A 13,763-nucleotide genomic window follows, 5' to 3' on the forward strand; every position below is an offset into this window, starting at 1 on the left:
GGCACGGCCCGGTACGTCGTACTCGCCGCGGCCGTTTCCCGCCGCGGCGCTACTCGATGCCGCGGCGCTGCTACTTGCCGCCGCTTCCGCTTCCGCTGCCGCCGCCGCGGCGCTTCTGCCGGGTGCCGCGCTTGGGCTGCTGCCTCGGCCCCGTCTGCACCACCTTCTTCACGGTGACGGTGCTCCGGATGTCGGACTGCTCATCCGGCCCCTCGCCGGACGACCCACCGGACGGCTCGTCCTCCGGGGCGTCGCCGGGCCCGCCGGCCGTCGCGGCCTTCACCTTGGCGGTCTTGGCCTGCCGCTTCGAGCTCTGCTCGCGCCGGGCGATGTTCGCGCGGATCTGCTTGTACTTCGGCTCCCGCTCCTTGAACTGGACGAGCAGCGGCGTCGCCACGCAGATCGACGAGTACGTACCGACGATCATTCCGACGAACAGCGCGAGCGACAGGTCCTTCAGCGTCCCGGCGCCGAACAGCGTGGTGCCGATGAACAGGATCGCGCCGACCGGCAGGATCGCCACGAGCGAGGTGTTCAGGGAGCGGACCAGCGTGCTGCTGAGCGCCTGGTTCGCCGCCTCGCTGTAGGTGGTCTTGGAGGTCGCGCTGAGCGGTTTCGTGACTTCCTTGATCATGTCGAAGACGACGACCGCGTCGTACAGCGAGTAGCCGAGGATCGTCAGGAAGCCCAGCAGGGTCGCCGGCGTGACCTCGAACCCGGACCAGGCGTAGATGCCCGCCGTGATGACCAGGTCGTGGACCAGCGCGACGACGGCGGCGACCGCCATCCGCCATTCGAACGCCACCGACAGATAGGCGATGATCAAGATCATGAAGACGACCAGCGCCTGCCACGCCTTCTCCTGGATCTCACCGCCCCAGGACGCGCCGACCACCTGCGTGCTGATCTTGTCGGCGGGGACGTCCAGCTCCTGGCTGACGTGCGACTTGATCTCGGTGACGTGCGCCGAGGTCAGGCTCTCGGTCGTGACCCGCCAGTCGCCGCCGGCCTTCTGCACGATCACCTGGTGGGCGCCGCCGCCGGCGACGGCGCCGCGCACCTCCTCGATCGAGGCGCTCGACTTGAACGTGAAGACGGACCCGCCCTTGAACTCGACGCCGAAGTTGAGGCCCTGGACGAGCAGCCCCGCGAGGGACAGCACCAGCAGCAGCCCCGAGATCGTCGCCCAGATCCTCGGCCGGCCGACGATGTCCGCGCTGATCTCGCCCCGATAGATCCGCGAAGTGGCGCTACGCAGTCCCATGGGTCAGGCCTCCTGGCTCGTGCCGGCGGTGGCGGCGGACGGCTTCTGCGGCGCGCGGTGCAACTTGCGCGGGTCGAGCCCGGACATCGGATGGCCGCGGCCGTAGAAGGTCGTCCGGGACAGCAGCGCGACCAGCGGCTTGGTGAAGAAGAACACGACGACGATGTCGATGAGCGTCGTCAGGCCCATCGCGAACGCGAACCCGGCGACACCGCCGACCGCGAGGAAGTACAGCACCAGCGCGGCGAGGAACGTCACCGCGTCGGCGACCAGGATGGTGCGGCGCGCGCGCTTCCAGGCGGTCTCCACCGACGGGCGGAGCCTGCGGCCGGCCCTCAGCTCGTCCCGCAGCCGTTCGAAGTAGACGATGAACGAGTCGGCGGTGATGCCGATGGAGACGATCAGGCCGATGATGTGCGGCAGCGAGAGCCGGAAGCCCATCCCCTCACCGAGGATCACGACCGCCAGGTAGGTGATGGCGGACGCCACGATCAGGCTGGACACCGCGACCAGGCCGAGGCCCCGGTAGTAGAACATGCAGTAGAGCACGACGAGGCCGAGCCCGATCGCGCCCGCGATGAGGCCGCCGGTCAGCTGGTCGGAGCCCAGCGTGGACGACACCTCGTCGATGGAGCTCTGCGTGAACTCCAGCGGCAGCGCCCCGTACTTCAGCACGTTCGCAAGGTCGGTGGCGTACCGCTGGTCGAAGCTGTCGGGCGGGCCGTCGATGCTGGCGGTGCCGCCGGTGATCGCGCCCTCCCGGATGCTGGGCGCGGAGACGACCTGGCCGTCCAGGACGATCGCGACCTGCGCCTGCGGGGAGTTCGGGTTCTGCTGGTAGGCGCCGTAGGCGTCGGTGGTGACCTCGCCGAACTGGCGGCCGCCCTTGCCGTCGAAGTCCAGCGAGACCGACCAGCTGGCCTGGCCCTGCTGGGAGTTCGGCGGCATCGCGTTGGCGCCGTCGACGTTCTCGCCCAGCACCCGGACGGGCCCGAGGATGTACTTGGCGACCTGGCCGTTCTCCTCGTCCTGGTCGCAGGCGGCGACGAACTTGCGCTTCGGGTCGTTCGAGCCGGGGGCGCGCCGGTTGTCGGTGTAGCAGTTGAGCGCCTCGAACTGCGTGATGACGGCCTTGTCGGTGACGCCCGCGTAGGTCTGCTCGGGTCCCGGCGGCTGGCCGGTCGGCGGGACCAGCGGCGACGTCGGGGACGGCGACGCGGGCGGGCTCGCCGAACCGGACGGAGTCGGCGTCGGGGCCGTCAGCGCCCCGGACAGCGCCTTGCCGCGCGGCGTGGCCGACGCGCTCGCGGACGGCGACGCGCTCCCGGACGGCGACGCGGACGGCGACGGGCTCTTGCCGTCCTTCTCCTTCGCCTTGCCGGTCGGGCTCGTGGACGGCGCCGGCGTCGCGCTCGTCGGCTTGCCGTCGGCGACGGCGAACACCTGGCGGAACTGGAGCTTCGCCGTCGTGCCGATCAGGCTGACGACCCGGCTCTGCCCCTCCCCGGGCACGTTCACCACGATGTTGTTGCTGCCCTGTTTGGCGACCTCCGCGTCGGACACCCCGAGACCGTTGACCCGCTTGGTCATGATCTTGACGGCCTGGTCCATCTGCTGCGAGGGCGGGTTCTTGCCGCTAGACGTCTTGGCGGTGAGCGTCACCGTCGTGCCGCCGGCGAGGTCCAGCCCCAGCTTGGGCGTCGTCTGGCCCTGCCAGACGGCGACGCCGGCCAGGACCACCATGGTCGCGAAGAGCGCGAGAAGCGTGCGCCCGGGCTTGGGAGCGTTACTGGGCGGAGCCACTTGTCGTCTTACTTCCCGTCTAGGTTCGTCACCGGAGGAGGATCACGCGGACGGCTTGTCCGCCGCCTTGACCTTGGCCCTCCCCTTGGGCCTGGACTCCGCGTCCTCGTCCTCGTCCTCGTCGTCCGCCCCGTCGGCCTCCGCCCGGACGTCCTCGGCGGCGTCGTCCTCGGCGGCGTCGGCGTCGGCGTCCTTGGAGAGGTCGACGCGGTCGCCGTCCTCGTCCCCGTCCTCGTCGAGCTCGTCATGCTCGTCGTCGAGCTCTTCGGGCTCGTCGTCCTTGAGGACCTGCATGACCGCCTGCCGGACGAACCGCACCTCGACGCCGTCGGCGATCTCGAGGACGACGCCGTCGTCGTCGACCTCGACGACCGTCGCGCGCATTCCGCTGGTCGTCAGCACCCGGGCGCCGGGCGTCATGGCGTTCTGCATCTCCATCTGCTGCTTGCGGCGCCTGCTCTGCGGCCTGATCAGCAGGAAGTAGAAGACCAGGGGAACGGCGAGGAGCAGAAGCAGGTTGAAGGCCCCGCTACCGCCCGAGTCCGCCGCGAGAATGAGTTCGCTGCCCATGACAGGGGCATCCTTCCGATGTCGTTTGCCCAGCCTTGTGACCGGAGCCTTGTGACCGGACCGGTCACGTCCACGGGACCGCCGGCTGGAGACGGTGAACCAAGTCCCGGAGTCTAGAGAGTACGCCAGACCCCGGCAACGACGCGACGATCGACGACGCCGGGAAGTTCCCAACCCGTTACCCGAATGATCACTATTCGGGCTGATCGGGCCTCTCGTCCCGGTCCTCGGCGAGATCGAACAGCGTCCCGGCCATGGGCGCCGTGGGCGGCGGGGTCAGCCCGAGGTGCGCCCATGCGGCGGCGCCCGTGGCGACCCGTCCGCGCGGCGTCCTGGCCAGCAGGCCCTGCCGGACGAGGAACGGCTCCGCGACCACTTCCACGGTCTCCGGCTCCTCCCCGACGGCCACGGCCAGCGTCGACAGTCCGACCGGGCCGCCGCCGAACTTGCGCAGCAGCGATCCGAGCACGGCACGGTCGAGCCGGTCGAGGCCCCGTTCGTCCACCTCGTACAACGACAGCGCCGTCCGCGCGGATTCCCTGGAGACCGTCCCGTCGCCGCGGACCTCGGCGTAGTCGCGGACTCGGCGCAGCAGCCGGTTGGCGATGCGGGGGGTGCCGCGGGAGCGTCCGGCGACCTCGGCGGCGCCGTCGTCGCTGATCTCGACGTCCAGCAGCCGCGCCGACCGCCGGACGATGATCTCCAGCTCGGCGGGCTCGTAGAAGTCCATGTGCGCGACGAACCCGAACCGGTCGCGCAGCGGCCCGGGCAGCATGCCCGCCCGGGTGGTGGCGCCGACCAGCGTGAACGGCGCGATGTCCAGGGGGATGGCGGTGGCGCCCGGGCCCTTGCCGACGACGACGTCGACGCGGAAGTCCTCCATCGCCATGTAGAGCATCTCCTCGGCGGGGCGGGCCAGGCGGTGGATCTCGTCCAGGAACAGCACCTCGCCCTCGGCGAGCGTCGACAGCACCGCCGCGAGGTCGCCGGCCCGCTCGATGGCGGGCCCGGACGAGATCCGCAGCGGCTGCCCGAGCTCCGCCGCGATGATCATGGCGAGGGTGGTCTTGCCGAGGCCTGGACCGCCCGACAGCAGCACGTGGTCGGGCGTCCGGCCGCGCCGCAGCGCGCTCTGCAGCACGAGCGAGAGCTGCTCGCGGACGCGTTCCTGCCCGATGAAGTCGTCGAGTTTCTTGGGCCGCAGCGCGGCCTCGATCACCTGCTCCTCGGGCCCGTCCGCGTCCGCCGACACCAGCCGCTCGGATTCGCTCCCTATTCCCTGCGGGAGGCGGCCCCCCGCAGGCCCCGGCTCGCTGCCGCTCGTCATTTGCTCAGCTTCTTCAGGGCCGACTTCAGGAGGGTCGCGACCGGGGGCGTCTCGGCGCCGTCGAGGTCGGCGGCGACGGCGGACACGGCGGCGTCGGCGTCCTTGGCGGACCAGCCGAGGTTGATCAGGCCCAGCTGGACCTGCTCGCGCCACGGCTCGGCGCGGGCGGGCGCGCGGACGTCGGCGCCGCCGTCCCCGACCGGGCCGCCGAGGCGGTCCTTCAGTTCCAGGACGATGCGCTGCGCGCCCTTCTTCCCGATGCCGGGCACCTGGGTGAGCGTGGTCACGTCCTCGGTGGCCATCGCGCGGCGCAGCGCGTTCGGGGTGTGCACGGCGAGCATCGCCAGCGCGAGCCGCGGCCCGACTCCGCTGGCGGTCTGGAGCAGCTCGAAGACGGCGCGCTCGTCGTCGTCGGCGAACCCGAACAGGGTGAGGGAGTCCTCCCGGACGACCAGCGACGTCGGCACCTTCGCGTGGTCGCCGACCCGAAGACCGGCGAGCGTGGTGGGCGTGCACTGCACCGAAAGTCCGACGCCGTGCACGTCGATCACCGCCCCGTCGGGCCCGGCGGCGGCCACCCGGCCGCTGACGAAGGCGATCATTCGCTGGTTCCTCCTCTAGTCCTGGCGGTGCCGGTCTGGGCGGCGTTGGTCTGGACGGCGTTGGTCTGGGCGGCGCTGTTCCTGGCGGCGAGGCGTTGCCGCTCGGCCCGCGCGGCCTCCTCGATCCGCGACCGCTGGGCGTGCGCGAGGCGCCGCTGGGCTCCGCCGCGCCAGACGTGGCAGATGGCGAGCGCGAGGGCGTCCGCGGCGTCCGCCGGCTTGGGCGGCGCGTCCAGGGACAGCAGCCGGGTCACCATCCTGGTCACCTGCGCCTTGTCGGCGCGGCCGTTCCCGGTGACGGCGGCCTTGGCCTCGCTCGGGGTGTGCAGCGCGACGGGCAGGCCGCGGCGGGCCGCCACCAGGAGCGCGACCCCGGCGGCCTGCGCGGTGCCCATCACGGTGCGGACGTTGTGCTGGGAGAACACGCGCTCGACGGCGACGGCGTCCGGGCGCAGCTCGTCCATGAGCGCCTCGATGCCCGTCTCGATGCCCAGCAGGCGCTGGGCGATGTCGTCGTCGGGGTCGGTCCGCACGACGGACACGTGCACCAGGTGGAGCCGCTTGCCCGGGACGCCTTCGACGACCCCCACCCCGCACCGGGTGAGCCCGGGGTCCACCCCCATCACCCGCACGGCCACTCCTTCGATCATCTGTTCGGCCGATCACGCTATCAAGTCAGCATGGCACCGTTCACGTGCGTCGGGGCGTGTCCCAGAAGCCGAGTGTCCTTGGAAGTAAGGCTTGCGCCGGGACTTAGAAGAAGTCGAGGGTGAACGGGGCGGCGGCGAACGCGGCGGACAGCGCGTCCGCGTTCCCGCCCTCCAGCAGCCCGGTGCGGCGCAGCGTCGCGACCGGGACGCCGGCGTACAGCGCCGCGAGGCCCCGCGCGCCGACCCGGACGGCGTCCGCGTCGCCTCCCCGCGGCGCGGGCGAGCGCTCCAGCCGTCCCTCGCCGTCCTTGATCTCCAGCCGCCAGTGCCCGGAGTTCGCGGGCAGCTGCGCGTCGTCGACGAGGAGGTGGGCCGCGGCGGAGACGCCGGACGGGTAGCCGCGCGCCTCGATCGCGGCGGGCGCGTCCACCAGCCGCAGCATCCACTGGCTGCGGCGGACCGTCTCCCACTCCCGCTCGCGGAGCAGCCACAGCGCCGGGTCGTACGGCGCGACGCACGCGCGGACGGTCTTCGCGGTCGTCGAGCCCGAGCCGACGATGCCCCACAGCGCCCGCAGCGTCGGCTCCGAGGACGCCACGAGCCGGGTCACCTCCATCCCGGCGTTGCCGTCCGCCCACCGGTAGGAGAGGAAACCGTCCTCGGCCAGGTAGCAGTACTCGTCGCGGTTCCCGAGCGTCCGCCGCCACCAGGCCTCGGGCACCCCGACGGGGCCGCAGTCCAGGGACGCCTCGTGGACCCGCCCGACGACGGCGGCCGCCTCGGCGGCGTCGTCCGGGCCCGCCCTGCGGACGGGGACCCGCTCGGCCGCGACCCGGCGCAGCGCCTCGGTGTGGATCTCGACGTGGTGCTGCGCGCCCGCGTGCTCCCAGCCCACCGACCGGTAGAGGGCCGTGGTGGCCGGGTACAGCAGCGCCAGCGGGTGCCCGAACCCCACGCAGCGCTCCAGGAGGTCGGTCATCAGCCGCCGGCCGAGGCCCCGGCCGCGCTCCTCCGGCGCGACGGTGATCCCGCTCACGCCCGCCATGGACACGGCCCGCCCGTGCCACCACTGGGTCATGTCGTACAGGGCGCCGGTGGCGACGATCTCGCCGCCGTCGAAGGCGGCGAACACCCGCCCGGCCTCCACCGACGGCAGTACCGACACGGCGCGCCGTTCCCACGCGTCGTCCGGCGTGGGCCCGAAGGCGCGGGACAGGATGTCGCGGACGGCGGGCGCCTCCGCCGGACGCAGGGCACGAATCTCCATGATCCAGACCGTATGCCACCCTGCCGACGGCGGCCGGCTAGTCCAGGGTGGCGAGCACCTCGTCCGGGACGTCGAAGTTGGCGTAGACGTCCTGGACGTCGTCGGAGTCCTCAAGGGCGTCGAGGAGGCGGAAGACCTTCTTGGCGTTGTCCTCGTCGAGGGGGACGGTGACGCTCGGCAGGAACTTGCTCTCCGCCGACTCGTAGTCGATCCCGGCGTCCACCAGGGCGGTGCGGACCGCGACCAGGTCGCCGGCCTCGCTGACGACCTCGAAGTTCTCCTCGTCGAGCTCGTTGACCTCTTCGGCGCCGGCGTCCAGGACGGCCATCATCACGTCGTCCTCGCTGGTGCCCGACTTGGGGACGATCACGACGCCCTTGCGGGTGAACATGTACGAGACCGAGCCCGGGTCGGCGAGCGAGCCGCCGTTGCGGGTGAGCGCGACGCGGACCTCGGAGGCGGCCCGGTTGCGGTTGTCGGTCAGGCACTCGATCAGGATGGCGACGCCGCCGGGCGCGTAGCCCTCGTAGGTGATGTTCTGCCAGTCGGCGCCGCCGGCCTCTTCACCGGCGCCGCGCTTGCGGGCGCGCTCGATGTTGTCGTTGGGGACGGAGTTCTTCTTCGCCTTGTAGATGGCGTCGTAGAGGGTCGGGTTGGCGTCGGGATCGCCGCCGCCGGTCCGGGCCGCCACCTCGATGTTCTTGATGAGCTTGGCGAAGAGCTTGCCCCGTTTGGCGTCGAGGGCCGCCTTCTTGTGCTTGGTGGTCGCCCATTTGGAATGGCCGGACATTCTGTCACTCCTCCGCTGTCGTCCGGCGCACCAGATCGGCGAAGTAGTGGTGCACGCGGAAATCGCCTGTCAACTCCGGGTGGAACGCGGTCGCCATGAGGCGCCCCTGGCGGACGGCGACGATCCTACCGGCGTTCGGGCCCCCCTCCGGCACGGGCGCCGTGCGTCCGAGCACCTCCACGGCGTCCCCGACGGACTCCACCCAGGGGGCGCGGATGAAGACGGCGTGGTACGGGACGTCCCCCATTCCGGTCAGGACGACGTCGGACTCGAACGAGTCGACCTGGCGTCCGAAGGCGTTGCGGCGCACGGTCATGTCGATCCCGCCCGCGGTCTCCTGGCCCGCGACGCCGTCCCGGATCCGGTCCGCCAGCATGATCATCCCGGCGCAGGAGCCGTAGACGGGCAGGCCGGCCTCGATCCGCTTGCGCAGCGGTTCGAGCAGGTCGAACGAGCGCGCCAGCCGCCACATCGTGGTGGACTCCCCGCCGGGCAGGACGAGGCCGTCCACCTGGTCCAGCTCCTCGGGGCGCCGCACGTCGAGGGTGCGCGCCCCTGCCGCCTCCAGCGCGCGCGCGTGCTCGCGCACGTCGCCTTGCAGGGCGAGGACACCGATCGTCGGCACAGCAGTCACAGAGAGCCTTCCGGGGGGTCGACCAAAACTTGGACGTCCCGTACAACGCCGCGCGACCTGGCGCGTCTTCCCGGCGGCGGGGCCGCGGGGGCGGGCGCGGGGGCGCGGCGGGCGCGGGACGGCGCGCGGGTCAGGCGTGTTTGAAGCGGCGGAGCGGGAGCTCCAGCGGCAGGAAGCCGTCCTTGCCGCGGTCGGCGATGCCGCGGCCGAACATGTGCGCCTCGGCGAGCGCGAGCCCGAACTCCTCCGGGTCGAACGGCAGCGGGACGTCAGGCGCGCCCGCGTCGATGGCCCGCCAGAACGGCCGCTCGGCGGGGAGCCGCTCGCCCAGGTCGACGACGACGCCGTCCTCGGCGGTGACGAACACGTCGCGGCGCAGCTTCCCGGACTCGTACCAGCGGAACCAGCAGCCGCGGATGACGGTGTGCAGGACGAGGACCCCGCAGTGCGAGCCTGGCAGGGCCGCGGCGGCGGTGTCGGCGATGCGGCGGGCGTCGTCGTCGAGGCAGAACAGCCGCCGGTCGCACAGCAGCAGCGCCCGCTCGAACGCGCCGACGAAGAGCTCGTCCTCGTACGGCCAGAGCGCGAAGTCCAGGACGGTGTCACCGGTCTCCATGAGGGTGTCCGCCGGGTAGAGGCCGCGGGCGATCTCCGCGGCGGCGTCCGGATCGGGCACCAGGCCCGGCCGGAACACCTCGGTGGGTTCACCCGCGCTCGCGCACGCCAGCGCGACCGACCAAGCCATGCTCGTCCTTCCCGCGGCCGGACGCCGCCTGAGGAGGCGTTCTCCTCCGGGGGGATGCCCCCGGCCCCCCGGGAAATGCCTCTGTGACCGGCCGCGCCGCCAGCGTAAACCCTGTAAGGGCGCGCTGTGGAGTGGGGGCCCGCCTTTATTCGCGCCCCTCGCCGGTCACGCCGGTCACCAGCCGCGGCCTGCGAACTTCTGGTCGTCGCCGAGGGTGGCGGCGCTGATGCCGACCATGGCCTCGCCGAGGCCGCGGGACACCTTGGCGATGACGCCCGGATCGTCGTGGAAGGTGGTGGCCTTCACGATCGCCTCGGCGCGCTGCGCCGGGTTGCCGGACTTGAAGATCCCGGAGCCGACGAAGACGCCCTCGGCGCCGAGCTGCATCATCATGGCGGCGTCGGCGGGGGTGGCGATGCCGCCGGCGGTGAACAGCACGACGGGCAGCTTCCCGGCCTCCGCGACCTCCTTGACCAGCTCGTACGGGGCCTGGAGCTCCTTCGCGGCGACGAACAGCTCGTCCTCGGGGAGGTTCTGCAGGCGCCGGATCTCCTGCCTGATCTTGCGCATGTGGGTGGTGGCGTTGGAGACGTCGCCGGTGCCGGCCTCGCCCTTGGAGCGGATCATCGCCGCGCCCTCGGTGATGCGCCGCAGCGCCTCGCCGAGGCTGGTGGCGCCGCACACGAACGGGACGGTGAACGCCCACTTGTCGATGTGGTTGTCGTAGTCGGCGGGCGTGAGCACCTCGGACTCGTCGACGTAGTCGACGCCGAGCGCCTGCAGCACCCGGGCCTCGACGAAGTGGCCGATGCGGGCCTTGGCCATCACCGGGACGGACACCGCGGCGATGATCCCGTCGATCATGTCGGGGTCGCTCATCCGGGAGATGCCGCCCTCGGCGCGGATGTCGGCGGGCACCCGCTCCAGGGCCATGACGGCGACCGCGCCCGCGTCTTCGGCGATCTTCGCCTGCTCGGGCGTGACGACGTCCATGATCACGCCGCCCTTGAGCATCTCCGCCATGCCGCGCTTGACGCGGGCGGTCCCCGTCGCCGGTGCGGTGTTCTCAGGGACGGGAGTGGAAGTGGACACGGGCATTCCTTACATGACGGCCGATAAGTCACCTTCCATGATATTGCCTGCTCGTGCGACTCCCGGACCCGGCAGAGTGTCAGGGCCTCCTGGGCGTTCACTTACGAGGTGTAGGCCCTAGGGGGTGTAGGGCTTGCCGTCGTTGACGAGGACCACCCAGACCTGTCCCGGCGCGAAGTTCATCGGCTCGCCGGCCGCGGTGGTGAACGTGGTGCCCTTGTCCTCGGACGGGCGGTTCCACTTGGCCTTGTACGCCTTGCCGTCGCGCAGCACGAGGGCCCGTCCGGCGCCGGTGGTGTCGATCAGCGGCGTGTAACTGCCCAGGAAGTCGTGGAACTTCGACCGGGTGGTCCTGGCGTACTGGACGACGATCGTCCGCCCGCCGAGCCGGCCGCCCTCGGCGGCGCGGTCGGGGCGCCCGCCCCAGCTGGCGAGCCACCGCTTCTGCTTGGCCGACCAGGTGAACCCCATGTTCGCCGACGGCCACCTGGCGGTGAACGACTTGACCGGCTTGCCGCCCGCCGCCGGGGCGTCCCCGAAGCGGAAGCCGACGTCGCGCGGCGGCGTGGCCTTCGGCGCCCGCTTCAGCAGGGCCTTCGGGTCGGCGTACAGGTTGTAGGGGATGGGCTTGGCGCCCGACCTGAAGTACGCGCCGCCCGCCTTCTCCTGCGAGACGTCGTAGGCGGGCGACCTGCGGACGTACTTCTTCATCTTGCTCTGGACGCCGGAGAACGCGAACGCGGGCCGCCCGAACTGCGGCAGGAGGTGCAGGTCGGAGATGCGCGCGCTGCGGACGGGCCCGACCCGCCCCGGCAGCCTGGACGAGTACACCGCCATCAGCCGCGTCTCGCCGCCCTCGACCTGCTCGACGTACACGATGTCGGCGGCCGACACCCCGCTCTGCGGGAACGCCGGCGAGGTGTTCTCGATCTTGACGGCGAGGACGGGGCCGGTCAGGCCCTTCGTGCCGCCGGTGAACGGGTGCGTCGCGGGCGCGGGCGTCCCGCTCTCCCCCGGCTCGCCGGTGCTGCGCGGCGGCGGCGCCGACTCCGGGCCGCCGTCCGGGTCCGAGCAGGCCGGCAGGGCGGCGCCGAGGACGAGGACGCCGAGGCACGCGGCCGTCCCGCGCCGGACGGCGGTGTCCCAAACGAATCGCACGATGTGGCCCCTCCTTCGGACGGTCTGCCAGAGGGTAGCGAACGCGACGAATGCGTCCGGCCCCCGCCAGCCGTACGGCCATCCGGGGCCCGCGCGCTCAAATACCGGGCGGCCCGTGCGCTCAGATACCAGGTGGGTCGTCGTCGATCTCGAAGAAGTCCGGGAGCGGGGCGCGGCCCGCGAGCGGCAGGATCCGGATGAGCGGCTTGCGGCGCGCGATCCTGGCCTGGGCGACGGCGTCGTTGTAGAAGCGGCGCGCGTAGGCGACCTTCGCGGCGGACGAGGACAGCTCGTCCAGCACCGCCTCTCCGGCGCCCTGCGCGGTGAGGGTGCCGACGAACTCGGGCTGGTCGACGACGGCGCGCAGCGCCCGCGAAAGGTCGCTCTCGGCGAACTCGCGGTTGTCGGCGTCGGCGGTGCGGGCCTCGTGCGCGGCGGTGGCGAGCACCAGGCTGGCGGCCGGGTCGAGCAGCCGGGACGCGGCCAGCTCCAGCGCGGCGGCGGCCCGCCTGACCAGCGCGGCGTCCAGCGCGGCCCGGGCGGTCTCGACGCGGACGTGCAGCCGGTCGAGCCGGGTGGCGCGCCACGACACGTACACCGCGACGAGGAACGCGACGGCGAACCAGAACAGGACGTCGATGAGCCAGTCGTAGGACATCCGCGGCCGCCTAGGCGCCGAGTCCGGACTCGACGACGCCGACGCCGCTGAGGTCGACCGTCTCGTACACCCGCAGGACGTCCCGGGCCACGGACGACCAGTCGTAGGCGCGCACGGCGGCGCGGGCCTCGGCCGACAGCTGCTTGCGCCGGGCGGGGTCGTCGAGGAGCTCCCCGGCGGCGGCCGCGAGGGCCTCGTGGTCGCCGGCCGGGAACAGCGCCCCGGCGCGGCCGCCGAGCAGCACCCGGTCGAACGCCTCGATGTCGCTGGCCAGAATGGGCGCGCCCGCCGACATGGCCTCGGCCAGGACGATGCCGAAGCTCTCGCCGCCGAGGTTCGGCGCGACGAACACGTCCACCGAGTGGTAGGCGCGGACCTTGTCGTCCTCGCTGACCATCCCGAGGACGACGACCCGGCCGCGCAGCTCCGGCGAGACGCGGGCCACCACATCGTCGGCGTCGCCCGGACCGGCGAGCAGCAGCCGCAGGCCCGGACGCCGCCGTCCGAGGATCTCGAAGGCGCGCAGGAGGACGTCCAGGCCCTTGCGGGGCTCGTCCATCCGGCCGAGGAAGCCGAGGGCCCCGCCGTCGCCGGACGCGCGCGGCGCGGAACCGGCCGGCGCGACGCGGCCGGGCCAGCCGGGCAGCGGGTCCGCCATCGCGTACCGCTCGGTCGCGACGCCGTTCGGGATCAGCACGGCGTCGCCGCCGAGGTGGTCGACGAGGCTGGTGCGGGCGGCCTCGGACACGGCGATCCGGCCGGTGATCTTCTCCAGCGCGCTGCCCAGGATCGGCGACATGACCGACAGCGCCCGCGACTTGACGAACGAGGCGTGGAAGGTGCCGACGATCGGGCCGTCCGCCGCCCAGCAGGCGAGCAGGCCCAGCGACGGCGCCGCGGGCTCGTGGACGTGCAGCACGTCGAAGCCGCCCTCGTGGATCCAGCGCCGGACGCGGCCCGCCGACAGGAATCCGAACGCCAGCCGCGCCACCGAGCCGTTGTAGGGGACGGGGACGGCCCGCCCGGCCGACACCACGTGCGCCGGGAGCCGCGCGTCGTCGTCGGCGGGCGTGATCACCGACACGTCGTGGCCGAGCGCGATCAGCGCCTCGGCGAGGTCGCCGATGTGCTGCTGGACGCCGCCCGGCACGTTCCACGTGTACGGGCAGACGATCCCGACCTTCACCGCGTGCCGACTCTCAT

At 72.5% G+C, this 13,763-nt stretch carries 14 protein-coding genes; all 14 read right to left on the reverse strand.

Translation table 11 applies throughout. The features are described 5' to 3' along the window. Positions 1 to 70: 70 nt before the first annotated feature. Complete coding sequence (gene secF, locus ACH34T_RS40330; protein WP_396026286.1) at positions 71 to 1,264, reverse strand: protein translocase subunit SecF; 1,194 nt, start codon at positions 1,262 to 1,264, stop codon at positions 71 to 73. A gap of 3 nt (positions 1,265 to 1,267) precedes the next feature. Further along, complete coding sequence (gene secD / locus ACH34T_RS40335) at positions 1,268 to 3,067, reverse strand: protein translocase subunit SecD (protein ID WP_396026287.1); 1,800 nt, start codon at positions 3,065 to 3,067, stop codon at positions 1,268 to 1,270. A gap of 42 nt (positions 3,068 to 3,109) precedes the next feature. Further along, positions 3,110 to 3,637, reverse strand: a complete 528-nt coding sequence (gene yajC, locus ACH34T_RS40340) for a preprotein translocase subunit YajC (RefSeq protein ID WP_396026288.1) — start codon at positions 3,635 to 3,637, stop codon at positions 3,110 to 3,112. A 193-nt stretch (positions 3,638 to 3,830) separates the two neighbouring features. Continuing rightward, positions 3,831 to 4,964 (reverse strand): Holliday junction branch migration DNA helicase RuvB, encoded by a 1,134-nt coding sequence (ruvB, locus tag ACH34T_RS40345; RefSeq protein WP_396026289.1) that lies wholly within the window; start codon positions 4,962 to 4,964, stop codon positions 3,831 to 3,833. Then, positions 4,961 to 5,566: a Holliday junction branch migration protein RuvA gene (ruvA, locus tag ACH34T_RS40350; RefSeq protein ID WP_396026290.1), complete on the reverse strand. Its 606-nt coding sequence runs from the start codon at positions 5,564 to 5,566 to the stop codon at positions 4,961 to 4,963. Before ruvA ends, ruvB begins: the two co-directional genes overlap by 4 nt. Then, positions 5,563 to 6,198 carry a crossover junction endodeoxyribonuclease RuvC gene (gene ruvC / locus ACH34T_RS40355; RefSeq protein WP_396026291.1) on the reverse strand — a complete coding sequence of 212 codons (636 nt, stop codon included), beginning with the start codon at positions 6,196 to 6,198 and terminating at the stop codon, positions 5,563 to 5,565. Before ruvC ends, ruvA begins: the two co-directional genes overlap by 4 nt. A gap of 121 nt (positions 6,199 to 6,319) precedes the next feature. Next, on the reverse strand, positions 6,320 to 7,483 hold the full coding sequence (eis, locus tag ACH34T_RS40360) for an enhanced intracellular survival protein Eis (protein WP_396026292.1): 1,164 nt from the start codon (positions 7,481 to 7,483) through the stop codon (positions 6,320 to 6,322). A gap of 37 nt (positions 7,484 to 7,520) precedes the next feature. Continuing rightward, positions 7,521 to 8,273, reverse strand: coding sequence for a YebC/PmpR family DNA-binding transcriptional regulator (locus ACH34T_RS40365; protein WP_396026293.1), 753 nt, complete (start codon positions 8,271 to 8,273; stop codon positions 7,521 to 7,523). A gap of 4 nt (positions 8,274 to 8,277) precedes the next feature. After that, entirely contained in the window at positions 8,278 to 8,907 is a 630-nt protein-coding gene (gene pdxT / locus ACH34T_RS40370) for a pyridoxal 5'-phosphate synthase glutaminase subunit PdxT (protein ID WP_396026294.1), read from the reverse strand. 130 nt (positions 8,908 to 9,037) lie between these two features. Then, positions 9,038 to 9,652 (reverse strand): DUF6928 family protein, encoded by a 615-nt coding sequence (locus ACH34T_RS40375; protein WP_396026295.1) that lies wholly within the window; start codon positions 9,650 to 9,652, stop codon positions 9,038 to 9,040. A 174-nt stretch (positions 9,653 to 9,826) separates the two neighbouring features. Continuing rightward, complete coding sequence (gene pdxS, locus ACH34T_RS40380) at positions 9,827 to 10,750, reverse strand: pyridoxal 5'-phosphate synthase lyase subunit PdxS (protein WP_396026296.1); 924 nt, start codon at positions 10,748 to 10,750, stop codon at positions 9,827 to 9,829. Between the two features lie 111 nt (positions 10,751 to 10,861). Then, positions 10,862 to 11,902, reverse strand: coding sequence for a DUF3048 domain-containing protein (locus tag ACH34T_RS40385; protein WP_396026297.1), 1,041 nt, complete (start codon positions 11,900 to 11,902; stop codon positions 10,862 to 10,864). Between the two features lie 121 nt (positions 11,903 to 12,023). Beyond that, positions 12,024 to 12,560 (reverse strand): hypothetical protein, encoded by a 537-nt coding sequence (locus ACH34T_RS40390; protein WP_396026298.1) that lies wholly within the window; start codon positions 12,558 to 12,560, stop codon positions 12,024 to 12,026. Positions 12,561 to 12,570: 10 nt separating this feature from the next. Further along, positions 12,571 to 13,746, reverse strand: a complete 1,176-nt coding sequence (locus tag ACH34T_RS40395; RefSeq protein WP_396026299.1) for a glycosyltransferase family 4 protein — start codon at positions 13,744 to 13,746, stop codon at positions 12,571 to 12,573. Positions 13,747 to 13,763: the final 17 nt, after the last annotated feature.

Origin of the sequence: Actinomadura sp. 9N215 (genome assembly GCF_044326345.1) — a bacterium.
Classification (GTDB): Bacteria; Actinomycetota; Actinomycetes; order Streptosporangiales; family Streptosporangiaceae; genus Spirillospora.

What these genes read in the sequence shown, in the direction of transcription:
- secF (WP_396026286.1), bottom strand. Translation starts at nt 1,264, where the DNA reads ATGGGACTGCGTAGCGCCACTTCGCGGATCTATCGGGGCGAGATCAGC.
- yajC (WP_396026288.1), bottom strand. Translation starts at nt 3,637, where the DNA reads ATGGGCAGCGAACTCATTCTCGCGGCGGACTCGGGCGGTAGCGGGGCC.
- ruvB (WP_396026289.1), bottom strand. Translation starts at nt 4,964, where the DNA reads ATGACGAGCGGCAGCGAGCCGGGGCCTGCGGGGGGCCGCCTCCCGCAG.
- ruvA (WP_396026290.1), bottom strand. Translation starts at nt 5,566, where the DNA reads ATGATCGCCTTCGTCAGCGGCCGGGTGGCCGCCGCCGGGCCCGACGGG.
- eis (WP_396026292.1), bottom strand. Translation starts at nt 7,483, where the DNA reads ATGGAGATTCGTGCCCTGCGTCCGGCGGAGGCGCCCGCCGTCCGCGAC.
- ACH34T_RS40365 (WP_396026293.1), bottom strand. Translation starts at nt 8,273, where the DNA reads ATGTCCGGCCATTCCAAATGGGCGACCACCAAGCACAAGAAGGCGGCC.
- ACH34T_RS40375 (WP_396026295.1), bottom strand. Translation starts at nt 9,652, where the DNA reads ATGGCTTGGTCGGTCGCGCTGGCGTGCGCGAGCGCGGGTGAACCCACC.
- pdxS (WP_396026296.1), bottom strand. Translation starts at nt 10,750, where the DNA reads ATGCCCGTGTCCACTTCCACTCCCGTCCCTGAGAACACCGCACCGGCG.
- ACH34T_RS40390 (WP_396026298.1), bottom strand. Translation starts at nt 12,560, where the DNA reads ATGTCCTACGACTGGCTCATCGACGTCCTGTTCTGGTTCGCCGTCGCG.